The organism is Rhodococcus sp. NPDC057014, from assembly GCF_042673295.1.
GTDB lineage: Bacteria > Actinomycetota > Actinomycetes > Mycobacteriales > Mycobacteriaceae > Rhodococcus_F.
The window spans coordinates 1-12,461 of record NZ_JBHUSF010000279.1; the positions used below are offsets into that span (position 1 = coordinate 1).

Genomic DNA, 12,461 nt, shown 5'->3' on the forward strand with positions numbered 1-12,461 from the left:
GCGATGAGCAGCACTTTCGAACCCAGTCGAGCCGCCAGGCGGCCCGAGGCGAGTCCGAGCAGGAACATTCCCACGCTCAGGGGCAGCAGCATCAGACCCGACTCGGTGACCGAAGCGCCGAAGCCGTATCCGGCGGACGTGGGCGTCTGCAGGAATTGCGGCAGGAAGCCGAATGCGGCATACATGCCGACTCCCATCAGCAGGGCCAGCAGGTTGGCCGCCCAGACGCTGCGGATGCGCATCATCCGCATGTCGATCAGCGGGTTGGCGGAGCGCGCTTCGGCGACCACCCAGGTCACGACGATGACCGCGGCCGCCACCAGAAGCCCGATGGTGATCGGTGAGCCCCAACCCCATGCGGGCGCCTGACTCACACCGAGCAGTAGTGCGACGAGCCACCCGGAGAGCAGCAGCGCAGTGAGCCAGTTGATCTTGCCGGCGGTGTGCACGGGGGAGTCGGGGATCAGGAGCTGCGCGGCCACCCCCGCCGCGGCGACCATGATCAGTGGAATCCAGAACAGCCAGTGGTAACTGAGTACGGTCACGATGGGGCCGGCGAGGACGATGCCGAGACCTGCACCGACAGCGGTGAGTGCGGCGATGGTGCCAACGGCTCCTGTCACCTTCTCCTCGGGGAACTCGTCGCGGATGATGCCGAACGCCAACGGCAGCACACCCCCGCCGATGCCTTGGATCACCCGAGCCGCGATCATCACCGGCAGAGACGTGGCGACGGCGGCGAGCAGGGACCCCACCGCCAGTGCGGTGAGTGCAATGACGAACACGCGCTTCTTCCCGTGCATGTCGCCGAGGCGTCCCATGACAGGGGTGGAGATCGATGCCGACAACAGGTAGGCAGTCAGCACCCACGTGACGTCGGCCTGGTTCGTGCCGAGCGCCGACTCGAGGGTCGGCAGCACCGGAATCACCAGTGACTGCAGAAGAGCAAAGGCGCCGACACCGATAGTGAGAACGGAAAATGTCAATTGATAGTGCGTCCGCGGCGAAGCGGTTTTCATGAATACTCCCAACGAAGCGGAGCGTTCGCTCCGCATAGTGGGAATCTATCATTCGACGCGGTGCAGGTTGTCGATCCCGGTCGGCCGGGACCGTTGTGTTCGACGAGGTGGATTCAAGGTCGGCCAGACTGTCCCGGCTGTCGTCGCCCACCTCTCCGCGATAGTGGGTTCACATCCAGGGCATGTCGGGATCGAGCGAATGGGAGATCACGCCGTCGTCGGGCTCGAGGGGATAGTTCGCCGGGTGGAACTGGGCGCTCGAGGATCCGAAGAGATCGGTGCCGCCCGGCTGGGTCAGTGTGGTGCCGGGCTCGACCAGGGTGACCTGCGGGGGCCGGTCCTCGTCCGGGGCATCGCAGGCGACCATGGGCCAGGCGTCGGCGCATCCGATGCGGTCTCGCACCTGGACGGTGTACGGGGAAACCGCGTGTGGAGCGACCCCCTCGGCGGGTGCGGCACCAGCGATGGCACCCTGCGCCATCAACACTCCCAGTCCTACGGCGACGCCCGCTGCGGCTGCGACGGCGGTGCGGGTCTTGATCGAGGTCATTGTGTTGCTCCTGCCTGTTGGGTGACGTTCGCGTCGTGCGAACGAGACCAACTCTGCTCCGGGAGCGGGCCGGTGGTAACACCCACAGGGTGGTCATCCCGCCACCCTGTACGACGTCGAAATCAACCCCAGCCTGCAACCACGCCAAGTCTGCGTCGAGCTACTCTGCGTCGGCGCGGTGTGCGGTGCCGAAGCGGCGTTGGTAGACGGTCGGTGACATCGACAGCTCTCGCACGAAGACTCGTCGGAGACTTTCGTAACTGGGGAACCCGGCGAGTGATGCTGCCTGTGTTGCGTTGTGTCCCTGGTCGAGGAGGGCCTTTGCCAGGTCGAAGCGGATCAGTTCGACGTAGCGGGCCGGGGTGGTCGACAGTTCGGTTCGGAACAGGCGTGTGAGGTGCCGGGCACTGACGTTGAGGTGTGTGGCGAGTTCGGTGAGGGAGTGGTTCCCGGCGGGGTCTGCTGTCACCAGGTCCACGATGCGGCGCAGGGCCGGTGTTCGTGGTGGTGGGCCCTGGAGTGGGGCGGAGAATTGTGATTGTCCGCCGGCGCGCTGCAGGTAGACCACCAGGTGTCGGGCTACGTCGCGGGTCAGCTCGGGGCCGTGGTCTTCTTCGACCAGTGCCAGTGCCAGGTCGATGCCGGCGCTGACACCGGCGGAGGTGTAGGTGGTGCCGTCGCGAACGTAGATCGAATCGGGTTCGACATGCGTAGTGGGGTGCCGGGCTGCGAGTTGGTGTGCGACTTTCCAGTGTGTTGTGGCGCGTTTGCCGTCCAGCAGTCCGGCCGCGGCGAGGACGAACGCCCCGGTGCAGATGGACCCGACCCGGGCGGCTCGCGTGGCGAGAGCGTTCGTGGCGTCGATCAGGTCGCGGGCGATGGCGGTTCGGGGGTAGATGTCGCCGCCGGCGACGAGGAAGGTGTCGGGGGCGGGTTCCGATTCGGCGTCGCCGTCGACGGAGAGGTGGATGCCGATCGACGAGCCCACGTCGGCGCCGGTCGGTGACAGCAGCACGATCCGGTAGTCGGCGCCGCAGCGATTCGCTTCAGCGAACACCTCGGCGGGGCCGGCGACGTCGAGCAGTTTCACGCCGTCGTAGACGAGGATCGCGACCCGATGCGGGTGGGGGCTGCTGTCCACGTTTACCGCCTGTCCGGATTCGGGTGCTTCATGGCCGGAACGGGGCGGCGCTGGTCCGGGATGTTCGGCATCGTGAGGGGACGGGCACACCGTCCGTTCTACAACATCGACATCGGGAAGGGCAGGACCCATGTCCGAGATCATCGCAGGAGTGGAAATTCCCGAGACGCCGGCGGCGGCGGAGGCGACACGCCTCATCCGGGACACGACGAACCCGCTGATCTTCCATCACTCGCGGCGGGTGTTCCTCTTCAGCACGCTCCGAGGCCGTGAGCTCGGCCTGCGGCCGGACCCGGAGCTGCTGTACCTGTCTGCGCTGTTTCATGACACGGGTCTGCTGCGCCCGTTCTCGGATGTCGAGCAGCGGTTCGAGCTCGACGGCGCCGATCACGCTCGCCGGTTCCTGCTCGAGCGGGGATTCTCCGGTGCTGCTGCCGAGGTGGTCTGGACGGCGATCGCGTTGCACACCACGCCCGGGATTCCGGGCCGGATGGGAGACGAGGTTGCTGCCACCAACTTCGGTGTCCTCACCGATGTGGTCGGATCGGGTCTGGACCAGCTGGATCCGGGGCAGGTGGAGGAGATCACCGCCGTTCATCCGCGCGGCGATTTCAAGATCGACTTTCTGCGTGCCTTCGTCGACGGGCTCAGTTACCGGCCGGACACGACCTACGGCACCGTCAATGCCGACGTGCTCGAACATTTCGTTCCGGGTTTCCGTCGCGTGAGCATGGTGGAGCGGATCATGGAATCGGCCTGGTCTGCGTGACCGGGACGCACTGCAAAGCAGCGTGCGATGACGACGCTTGGACGAAGGGGACATCATGACCGGCGTGAATCTCAGCAAGCAGCACCCATCTGTGTACAAGAGCCTGATGAAGCTGGACGCGGACGTGAAGGCTGCACTGGAATCGGCGGGAGTGGACCCGCTCCTGGTGGAGTTGGTGAAGATTCGCGTCTCGCAACTCAACGGCTGTGCCTTCTGCCTTCGCATGCACACGCGCGATGCCCTCGCAAAGGGGGAGACGACGGATCGGCTCGCGGTCGTCGCGGCGTGGTGGGAGGCGCAGTACTTCAGCGACCAGGAACGCGCCGCGCTCGCTCTCGCCGAACAGGTCACCGCTCTCGCCGTTCCGGAACGGCGCACCTGGGACGACGGCTCCCTCACAGACGAGCAGGTGTCCGCGATCAGCTGGCTCGCGACGGTGATGAATGCCTGGAACCGGGTCGCGGTCAGCAGCCACTACCCGGTTGCGCCGTAGAGCCGCGCATTACGTCCGCCGACGGGCGATGTCTCTCGGCGAGTAGCACGTTGGTGGCGGAAGTGCTCGGCATGCGCACAGTGGGTCTCGACAGGGGCAGTGCACGCGACGCGCCCCCGCCACCGCTTTTCGAGGGCAGTGAGCGGGGGCCGACATGCCGCTGGATCGGTTGCATCGAACTTGCAGCAGCACACCCTGAATGCTACTCGGATGCATCGGCCGAACAATCACGAATTCTGTTCTTTCCGAACACGTCTCAGTTAGATTGTGGTTCGCGTCACCGCGCGAGGACAGGCCGGCACGACTGGGTCGCGCCGGCCTGCACATCGTCGTTCCGTGCCGGAGTGAACTAGTTGAGCTTCTGCGGCACACCGTAAGTCATGACCGTGTCGCCGTCCGCGGTGACTGCCATGGCGTAGGGGCGGATCGTGACCGCACCGAGGGCGCCGGAGATCGAACCGTGGACGCCCTGCATCCTCACCGAGGCCGCCGGTCCGTCGAACTCCTGACCCTCCAGAATCGGGACGGTGGTGATTCCGCCCGGCTCGAGGTCGATATCGAGTTCCTGCGACGGAATGATGTCGCCGGCGAGTGTGGCGCTGGTGCCCGCGTTGAGCCCCAGAGTGAGGTCCGGGACGAGACCCAGGTCGATGCCGTTGCTCGAGCCGATCGCAAACCCGAGACCGGGTGTGTTCAGGACGATCGTCGCGCCCGCCAACGCGATCGGGTAACCGATCTGGTAGCCGACGGTGAGTTGTGTGCCCTTGAATTCCGCCGCATCCGGCCCGGTGATGTTGACCCCGGCATAGCCGTTGTGGAAGAACTCCACGCTGGTGGGTACTCCGTCGAGCGGCGGCACGACCTGGTACGAGGTGTCGCCCTGCAGAACTTCGATCCGGTTACCGGCGGCGTCGATGACAGAGCTGGAATTGTCCACGCCGGCCGACGCCGTGCCGTTGCCCATGACCATGGCGAGCGCTGCGATTCCCGCGACCGCGACACTGCGAGTGAACCACTTATACCCAACGCGAGATGTGCTGATGTCCGTCATGCCGACCCCATTCAGAGTGCTTCAAACAGAGGTGAAGAAGTATGCGAAGCGTAACGACGGGGGCGCACAGAATCTCGGTATTGATCAGAAGTTCACGACGAAGTCCCGTGCGATTGCGGCGTCCGGTCAGTAGGTTGACCTGATGCGTTATCGAGTGACGCTGCCACCGTTCACGGAGTGGTCCGAACCGCTGACGGTCGTCGTGGACGTGCCTGGCCGTCGCGGCGACCGCGACCTCGCATGTGTTGCTGGGGACGGTGGTGACGCCGCTGGCGCGTCGGCGGCCGCAGGTTCTGGGCGAACCCGGCGCCGTTCGAGCGGGCGGCACGCGATCGGGCGGGAGGACGATTTCGCGTACGTGGCGAGCGGCTCGACGTCCGGCCCCAACGATGTTGCTGCGGTGTCGGAATGGGTCGAAGTGGGTGCGTCGTGGTGGCTGGAGAATATGTACCCGTTCGGTCGGCGCGCCGGGCAGATGCGGGACCGACTGCGGGCCGGACCACCTCGCGTTTCGGGTCGGTAGAGATCTCGGCGACGGTCACCCCGACGTTCGAGGTCACCGAGGACGGCGGGAAGTGTCTTGTTCGGTGTCGAGTATTTCCCGGCTGGCGGCCCAGGACGCGAGGAGCTTGAAGGCGTCGGCGGTGGGTGTGCCGGCGGCGGCGGTGTAGATGTTGAGTTGGAGGCCCGGTTCCGAGGGCAGTTCGAGTGCTTCGAAGTCGAGGTCGAGTTGACCGACGGCAGGGTGGCGCAGTCGTTTTCGACCGCTGCGGTGGAACCGCACGTCTTGTGATGCCCAGCGTTGGCGGAACAGTTCGCTCTGGGTCGACAGTTCCCCGATCAGTGCGATGAGCGCTTTGTCGTGGGGGTTGCGGCCGGCTTCGAGTCGGAGCATGGCGGCGGCGTCCTTGGCGATCGTGTCGTAGTCGACGAAGAACTCTTCAGCTTCCCGCGGATGGAGGTAGACGAATCGGGTGGTATTGGCCGGACGGCGAGGGTCGGCGAGCACGGGGGAGTACAGGGCCCGGGCGAGGTCGTTCATCGCGAGGATGTCGTGGCGGCCGTTGCGGATCCACGCCGGTGCGTCGGTGGTGGCGTCGAGTATTTGCTGGATCGCCGGACGAACCGTCATCGGCGGGGTGCGGGGGCGACGAGTACTGCTTGCTCGCGATTGGCGTGCGAGGGCGAAGAGGTGATCGCGTTCGGCGTCGTCGAGTTGCAGGGCGCCGGCGAGGGAATCCAGAACGCTGTCGGAAGCGCCGGAAAGGTTGCCGCGTTCCATGCGGACGTAGTAGTCGACCGAGACGCCGGCGAGCATGGCGACCTCTTCGCGGCGCAGGCCTTTGACTCGGCGGTTGCCCCCGTAGACGGGGAGTCCGCTCTGCTCGGGGGTGATGCGTGCGCGCCGCGTGCCGAGGAACTCGCGGATTTCGGTGCGCAGGTCGATCGAACTCATGAGTCCACGGTAGGTAGTAACCGCACGGTGTGGGAGGTACTGGCAGTACCCGGAACATCCGTGACTCCCCGGGCGGCCGGAATGGAGGTCGACTGGGTGACATGAAAGCGACGTACATGTTCGGAGCGGGCGATGTCCGCGTCATCGATGTTCCTGATCACACCATCCAATCGTCCACCGACGCTCTCGTACGGATCGTGCGGGCCTGCGTGTGTGGCAGTGACCTGCATCCCTACCACTCCATGGGCGTCGACCCTGCGGGCACGTCGATGGGGCACGAGTTCATCGGCGTCGTCGAAGCGGTCGGATCGGACGTGAGGACGCTGCGGGTCGGTGACTTCGTCATCGCGCCGTTCGCGGTGTCGTGTGGCACCTGTGTGTTCTGTTCACAGGGTCTGCAGACCTCGTGCGTGCGCGGCGGGTTCTGGAACGACGCCGCGCTGGGTACGGCAGGCGGTCAGGCCGAAGCAGTCCGCGTGCCGCTGGCCGACGGCACGCTGGCCAAGGCGCCGGTCGGCGAGGATGCCGACGATGGACTGCTCAACTCCCTGTTGACGCTGTCTGACGTGTACGGCACCGGCTGGCACGCCGCGGTCCGCGGAGGCGTCGGCGAGGGCAGTGTCGTGACCGTGATCGGTGACGGGGCGGTGGGATTGTTGGCCGTGCTGTCGGCTCGTCAACTCGGCGCCGAGCAGATCGTGCTGATGGGTCGGCATCGGGTGCGGACCGATCTCGGCCGCGAATTCGGTGCAACCGATGTGGTCGCCGAGCGCGGCGAGGAGGGGATCGCGAAGGTTCGTGCGCTGACCGGCGGACTCGGCAGCGCGATCGTCCTCGAGGCGGTCGGTCACCGGCCCGCCTACGACCAGGCCGTGGGCGTCGTCCGCGCGGGCGGAGTGATTAGCCGGGTGGGGGTGCCTCAGTACCAGGACGCGCCGGTCGGGTTCGGGAGCCTGTTCGGACCGAATGTCACTCTTACCGGTGGTCCGGCACCGGTACGCGCGTACATCGAGCAGCTACTTCCGGCAGTCCTCGACGGCACCGTGCAGCCGGGAAAGGTGTTCGACCGGACCGTCGGCCTGGATCAGACACCGCAGGGTTACGCGGCGATGGATGCCCGGGAAGCGCTCAAGGTCGCGGTTCGGCCGTGACCACCGAGGTTTCCGGTCGGGCTTCGGCCAAACAGACCGCGGTTCTGGGAATCATTCTGGTCAGCTATTTCATGGTGCTACTGGACAATTCGGTGATCTTCACCGGGTTGCCGAGCATCCGATCCGGACTCGACCTGTCGCCGATCGCGCTGTCGTGGGTGCAGGACGCCTATACGTTGGTCTTCGGCGGCCTGCTCCTGTTGGCCGCCCGTGCGGGGGACATCGTCGGGCGGCGCCGACTGTTCAGGATCGGGCTCGCGATCTTCGGTACCGCTTCCCTGCTCGTCGGGCTCGCGCCGGAGGGCTGGTGGATGATCGCCTCCCGCGCGGTGCAGGGAATCGGTGCGGCGATCGTCGCACCGACGTCCTTGGCGTTGATAACGACGTACTTCGACGGCGAGGCCCGCACTCGAGCGATCGCCTGGTACGCCGCAACGGCCGGTATCGGCGCCAGTCTCGGTCTCCTCGTCGGGGGTGCGCTCACCGAGTGGATCTCCTGGCGAGCGGCGTTCCTGGTCAACGTCCCGATCGCGGTCGCATTGATCGTGTGGTCCGGCACGGTGCTCGTGGAAACACCACGGCAAACCAGACAGTTCGACGTGATCGGTGCGCTCCCTGCCACACTCGGCATGGGTGCCGTCATCTTCGGGATCATCGAATCCGCCGACGCTGGATGGGGATCGGCACGGGTCCAGGCTGCTCTGGTAATCGGGGCCATCCTGCTGGTCGCGCTGGTCGTCCACGAGGGCCGGGTGCCGCAGCCGATCCTGCCGCTGCGGTTGTTCCGCAGTCGTGAGCGCACGGGCGCTTACACCGCTCGGCTGCTCTACCTCGGAGCGATGATCGGTTTCTTCTACTTCACCACCCAACTGCTCCAGGACGGGTTCGGCTTCTCCCCACTACAAGCCGGCCTCGCCTTCCTGCCGATGACCCTCGTCAACTTCGCCGTCGCACTCGCGGTGCCCCGGCTGAGCGCCCGGCTGTCGAACGGGACTCTCCTTGCTAGCGGGACGGCGCTCACCCTGGCCGGCATGGCATGGCTGAGCCGCATCGACGCCCTCGATACATACGTCGTGGACGTTGCGCTGCCGATGGTCCTGGTGGGCGCCGGGCAAGGCCTGGCGTTCGGGCCGCTGACGAAATCAGGAATCGCCGATGTGGATTCGGCGGACGCCGGCGCGGCATCCGGCCTGGTCAACACCGCCCACCAACTCGGAATGGCACTCGGGCTGGGCGTCCTCGTCGCCATCTCGGCCAATGTAGGCGGCACCCTCGACGGGCCGGCAGCGGTGACCGACCACGTCGGCGCCGCCCTCACCGGCAGCAGCGTTCTGCTCTTGCTTGCGCTGGCCGTCGTGCTCACCGTGATCGTGCCCGCCGCACGAGACCGCAGTGCGGCTTCGGGCACCTCGTCCGACCGGCGCTCCCAGCACCCGATAACCGACCCCAAGGTTGAAGCAGGACCATGCCACAGCGACATTGAACAATGAAATCGCAATGCCTCTCGACACCGGTGTGCGCGGCGGCCCGGAACGCGACCACATCACCCGCGAGGCATTCGGTCTCGACATTTCCGAAGCTCGACGAATCCCACCATATACATCAAACTGATTTGATGTATATGGTGGTAGCCTGGTGTTGTGGTGTTGGTGCGTCAACCAGTCCCGTCGTTCGTGCAGCTGGCTGCTCATCCGTTGCGGTGGCAGCTGTTGGCGGCGCTGTCCGGCGGCGACTTCCGGGTTCGGGAGATGGTGACACTGCTGGACGAGTCGCAGAACCTCATCTCCTACCACCTGCGCCTGCTGCGCGACGGCGGGCTGGTGAGGGCTACCCGCAGCAGCTTCGACGGCCGCGACAGCTACTACCACCTGGATCTGGACTGCTGTGCCGAGATGCTGACCGGCGCGGGCGCCGCGCTGCACCCGGCGCTCGGGTTGATTCCCACCGCCCCGCAGTTCGATTCGCAGGCACCTGCGTCGGTGCTGTTCGTGTGCACCGGTAACAGTGCCCGTTCCGTGATCGCGGAAGCTCTGCTGCTGCAGCGCACCGACGGCCGAGTCGAAGCACGCAGTGCCGGCATCCGCCCTAGGCCGATAATGCACCCGAATGCGGTGCGGGTGCTGCGAGAACAGTTCGGGATCGACATCTCCGGTCAGGATCCCCGCCACGTCGACGCACTCGAAGGCCAGCGGTTCGACACCGTAATCACCTTGTGCGACAAGGCCCGTGAAGTCTGTCCGGAGTTCGGTGAGGGCACGCACTGGATCCACTGGAGCATCCCTGACCCGTCGGAAGCAGGCGGCACCGACGAGGACACGTACCCGGCCTTCCAGGCGACCGCCGCCGACATCGACACCCGCATCCGGTACCTGATGCCGAACCTCACCACCGAAAAGTGAAAAGGAGCTTGCGATGACGACCCCACGCGACGACTACGTCAGCGTCCGCTACCTGGTCGACGATGTGTCCGCAGCCATCGACTTCTACACCAGCCACCTCGGCTTCACTCTGCACACAAATCCTGCCCCGGCCTTCGCCGACGTGATACGCGGCTCGCTGAGGCTCTTGCTGTCGGGCCCGGCCAGTTCGGGGGCTCGCGCAACCCCGGTCGACAACGCCGGTGCGGGCCGAAACCGTATTCACCTCATCGTCGGCGACCTCGACGCCGAAGCGGCCCGCCTGCGTGATGCCGGCGTCGCGTTCCGCAGCGATGTGGTCGCCGGTCCGGGTGGGCGTCAGATCCTGATCGCCGACCCGGCCGGCAATCTGATCGAACTCTTCCAGCCCGCAATCTGAGGAGCCGGGGACATCGGCTGCCCGGCACCGCTCGCCGATCGACCACGAGACGCGCTACTGTGAACACCGTCCCACCGTCGTCTCGACAACGGGGAGTGGTGAGAGAAGATGTGGATCAGGTGTTTCCGACCCTCCCCGAGCGCATCCGGAATGTTGCTGTGCTTTCCGCACGGTGGTGGCACCGCGAGTGCCTATCGACAGTTGGCCGACGCGCTTTTCCCGCGGATCGAGTTGCTGGCGGTGCAGTATCCGGGTCGCCAGGATCGCCTCGGCGAGGCGATGATGCCCGACATCGGCGCGATTGCCGAGCGGGTTGTGCGCGAGTCGACTCCGCATGCGGGCAGGCCCCTCGCGGTCTTCGGTCACAGCATGGGTGCCACGGTCGCGTTCGAGGCGGCGCGGCGGTTCGAGCAACGAGGTCACGCGCTCGCCGCCTTGTTCGTCTCCGGCCGAACGGCACCGAGTGTCGTCCAGCCGACAACGCTGCACTTGGCAAGCGATCGGGCCTTGCTCGACGACATGCGCCGGCTCGGCGGTCCGGAGTCGAATGTGGTGCAGGTTCTGGTCGAGAACCCAGACCTGGCAGAGATGGTCCTACCGAGCGTGCGTAACGATTACAAGGCCGTCGAGACGTATCGGTACAAGGCCGGACAGGACGTGTCATGCCCGATCGTTGCTCTTCGCGGCGATTCCGACCCGTCGGTGACGGACACCGACATCCGGCCCTGGAGCGAATTCACGTCCGGATCCTTCGAGACCTGTGAATTCTCCGGCGGCCACTTCTATCTCGATGAGCACGCGGACGAGGTCGCTTCACTGGTCGGCTCGCGGTTCGACGGCACCGGACGAAACATGCCGCGGACTGATCAGGAATAAAGAAGCGCCGGTCCCCGGGCTGCCCCTAGCGTGGACACCGAGCGGTTACCGATGTGACCGCCGGACCCTGAGGAGACAAGTATGAGTGCCACGATCCGCAGCCTGGTGATTCCGGTGTCCGATCTGGATGCCGCGAAGGCCGTCTACACCGCGCTGCTCGGCGAACCGCACACCGACCAGCCCTACTACGTCGGATACAACGTCGACGGCTTCGAGGTCGCCCTCAACCCGGGCGAAGAGGGCGGGGGACCGGTGGCCTTCGCCGATGTCGAGGATCTCGATGCGGCCCGTGCGACCCTGCTCGCAGCGGGTGCGACCGAGCGCAGCGCTCCGCGCCAGGTCGCGCCGGAGGCGCGGGTGTGCGTGCTTGCCGACGCAGACGGCAACCCGATCGGTCTGCGCGGCAAGTAGCAGTCGGTGTGGCCGGGACCCACGCCATGTTCGGCGGGTCCCGGCCCGTGTCGGCCTGATCACGTGCGACGCGGGAAGTGGCCGGTGGATGCGACAGTCGTTCAACCGGCTTCGACGCGGGCCGTGAATCCAGGCAATTACCTTGCGGTGCCCAGCAGTTCGTCGGAGATGATCCGCATCTGGATCTCGCTGGTGCCCTCGAAGATCTTCGTCAACCGGGCATCCCGCCAGTGCCGCTCCACCTGGAAATCGGTGGTGTACCCGGCGCCGCCGTGGATCTGCACCGCCTCACTGGTCACCCGCTCCGCCATCTCCGTCGCCACCAACTTGCACATCGACGCCTCCAACGAACACCGCCGACCGGTATCGATATCGGTGGCCACCGCATACATCAACTGCCGCGCCGCCTCGATATCGGCGGCCATCGCCGCAACCTTGAACCGCAGATGCTGAAAATCCGCCAACTCGCGCCCGAACTGCCGGCGCGTGTGCAGATACGCGATCGAATCCTCCAACGCGCCCCGCGCCAACCCGATCGCCCGCGCCGCGGTATGCGCCCGCCCCACCTCCAACCCGGACACCGCCAGGTAGAAACCCTTGCCCTCCTCCCCGAGCATCGCGGACGCCGGGACCCGGAAATTGTCGAACGACAACTCCCAGGTACTCCACCCGAAGTACCCGATCTTGCGGATCTTCGTCCCGCTGATCCCCGCCGGGAACCCACCGCGCTGCTTGTCGATCAGGAACG

Annotated in this window: 14 protein-coding genes; 8 read left to right on the forward strand and 6 right to left on the reverse strand. The window is 66.1% G+C overall.

The genetic code is table 11. From position 1 onward, the window contains the following. From ACFTZB_RS35285 to ACFTZB_RS35295, 3 genes are all read right to left on the reverse strand, one after another. Positions 1–1,019: MFS transporter (locus ACFTZB_RS35285; RefSeq protein WP_378438943.1), on the reverse strand; the 1,019-nt coding region annotated here is incomplete at its 3' end. Between the two features lie 169 nt (positions 1,020–1,188). Next, a complete protein-coding gene (locus ACFTZB_RS35290; protein WP_378438945.1) occupies positions 1,189–1,569 on the reverse strand; it encodes a hypothetical protein in 381 nt (126 codons plus the stop codon). Between the two features lie 160 nt (positions 1,570–1,729). Continuing rightward, positions 1,730–2,710 (reverse strand): GlxA family transcriptional regulator, encoded by a 981-nt coding sequence (locus ACFTZB_RS35295; RefSeq protein WP_378438947.1) that lies wholly within the window; start codon positions 2,708–2,710, stop codon positions 1,730–1,732. 130 nt (positions 2,711–2,840) lie between these two features. Between ACFTZB_RS35295 and ACFTZB_RS35300 the strand changes: the two genes are divergently transcribed. Continuing rightward, positions 2,841–3,479 (forward strand): HD domain-containing protein, encoded by a 639-nt coding sequence (locus ACFTZB_RS35300; protein WP_378438949.1) that lies wholly within the window; start codon positions 2,841–2,843, stop codon positions 3,477–3,479. A gap of 55 nt (positions 3,480–3,534) precedes the next feature. Further along, positions 3,535–3,972, forward strand: a complete 438-nt coding sequence (locus tag ACFTZB_RS35305; RefSeq protein ID WP_378438951.1) for a carboxymuconolactone decarboxylase family protein — start codon at positions 3,535–3,537, stop codon at positions 3,970–3,972. A 349-nt stretch (positions 3,973–4,321) separates the two neighbouring features. On the opposite strand, the gene ACFTZB_RS35310 is transcribed toward ACFTZB_RS35305, so the two are convergent. Next, positions 4,322–5,023 (reverse strand): MspA family porin, encoded by a 702-nt coding sequence (locus ACFTZB_RS35310; RefSeq protein ID WP_378438953.1) that lies wholly within the window; start codon positions 5,021–5,023, stop codon positions 4,322–4,324. Between the two features lie 556 nt (positions 5,024–5,579). Then, positions 5,580–6,479, reverse strand: a complete 900-nt coding sequence (locus tag ACFTZB_RS35315) for a helix-turn-helix transcriptional regulator (protein ID WP_378438955.1) — start codon at positions 6,477–6,479, stop codon at positions 5,580–5,582. Positions 6,480–6,580: 101 nt separating this feature from the next. On the opposite strand from ACFTZB_RS35315, the gene ACFTZB_RS35320 reads away from it, so the two are divergent. The 6 genes from ACFTZB_RS35320 to ACFTZB_RS35345 all read left to right on the forward strand — a co-directional run bounded on the left by ACFTZB_RS35320 (position 6,581) and on the right by ACFTZB_RS35345 (position 11,713). Next, on the forward strand, positions 6,581–7,630 hold the full coding sequence (locus ACFTZB_RS35320) for an alcohol dehydrogenase catalytic domain-containing protein (RefSeq protein WP_378438957.1): 1,050 nt from the start codon (positions 6,581–6,583) through the stop codon (positions 7,628–7,630). After that, positions 7,627–9,120 (forward strand): MFS transporter, encoded by a 1,494-nt coding sequence (locus tag ACFTZB_RS35325; RefSeq protein ID WP_378438959.1) that lies wholly within the window; start codon positions 7,627–7,629, stop codon positions 9,118–9,120. Before ACFTZB_RS35320 ends, ACFTZB_RS35325 begins: the two co-directional genes overlap by 4 nt. 150 nt (positions 9,121–9,270) lie before the next feature. Then, positions 9,271–10,029 (forward strand): ArsR family transcriptional regulator, encoded by a 759-nt coding sequence (locus ACFTZB_RS35330; RefSeq protein WP_378438961.1) that lies wholly within the window; start codon positions 9,271–9,273, stop codon positions 10,027–10,029. A gap of 13 nt (positions 10,030–10,042) precedes the next feature. Continuing rightward, positions 10,043–10,426 carry a VOC family protein gene (locus tag ACFTZB_RS35335; protein ID WP_378438963.1) on the forward strand — a complete coding sequence of 128 codons (384 nt, stop codon included), beginning with the start codon at positions 10,043–10,045 and terminating at the stop codon, positions 10,424–10,426. A gap of 150 nt (positions 10,427–10,576) precedes the next feature. Next, positions 10,577–11,302, forward strand: a complete 726-nt coding sequence (locus ACFTZB_RS35340; RefSeq protein WP_378438965.1) for a thioesterase II family protein — start codon at positions 10,577–10,579, stop codon at positions 11,300–11,302. An 81-nt stretch (positions 11,303–11,383) separates the two neighbouring features. Beyond that, positions 11,384–11,713, forward strand: a complete 330-nt coding sequence (locus ACFTZB_RS35345; RefSeq protein ID WP_124393719.1) for a VOC family protein — start codon at positions 11,384–11,386, stop codon at positions 11,711–11,713. Positions 11,714–11,850: 137 nt separating this feature from the next. On the opposite strand, the gene ACFTZB_RS35350 is transcribed toward ACFTZB_RS35345, so the two are convergent. Next, positions 11,851–12,461 (reverse strand): acyl-CoA dehydrogenase family protein (locus ACFTZB_RS35350; RefSeq protein WP_378438968.1); only part of this gene is annotated, 611 nt, incomplete at its 5' end.